At 59.8% G+C, this 518-nt stretch carries 2 pseudogenes; both read right to left on the bottom strand.

Features of this window, described 5'->3' with window-relative positions:
* Nucleotides 1-79: pseudogene (locus tag F8N80_RS30970) on the bottom strand (DUF4398 domain-containing protein); the annotation flags it as partial.
* Between the two features lie 9 nt (nt 80-88).
* Nucleotides 89-518 (bottom strand): annotated as a pseudogene (locus F8N80_RS30965) (transporter substrate-binding domain-containing protein); the annotation flags it as partial.

Genomic DNA, 518 nt, shown 5'->3' with positions numbered 1-518 from the left:
GTTCATTCGGCGCAGGATCGGTTGCACAACCCGCCAAGGCGGCAAAGGCCACGGCAGCGAAAAGAGGTCGAATACTCACTGAAAATCCTTACTGTTTTGGGGTACTGACGGGTTGTTGCGAGGGTTGCTGCGGTTGTGAGCGTTGTGCCTTCCAGCGCTCGATATTGCGCATCAGCACGGCTTCCGTCAGTCCGGACGCGGGCAATTCTGTGATCTTTTTGGCCAACTGTCCGCGCACCCAAGGAACGTTGCAGGCCGAGTCATGGGAAATCGCCAGGTACAGGCCAGGCTTGTCGACCGGTTGCGGGCGCGCGATCAGATCAGCGGCCATGCCCAGTGTCTGAGCAGTCGCCATGCCCGAGTAACGTCCTGCCAGTACAAACTCGACCTCGCCCAACAGCAGTTTCTGAAAGGCCTGGGTCAGGTTGGACGTGCGCGTGAGGGTTAGCTGCTGTCCGGCAAACGTGCTGAATTGCGCGGTCAATCGGGCCTTTTCCGACACGGCACCGGGATGGCCG

This window comes from Pseudomonas fluorescens, assembly GCF_902497995.1.
Classification (GTDB): Bacteria; Pseudomonadota; Gammaproteobacteria; order Pseudomonadales; family Pseudomonadaceae; genus Aquipseudomonas; species Aquipseudomonas fluorescens_BK.
This window is presented reverse-complemented; position numbering and strand designations above follow the sequence as displayed.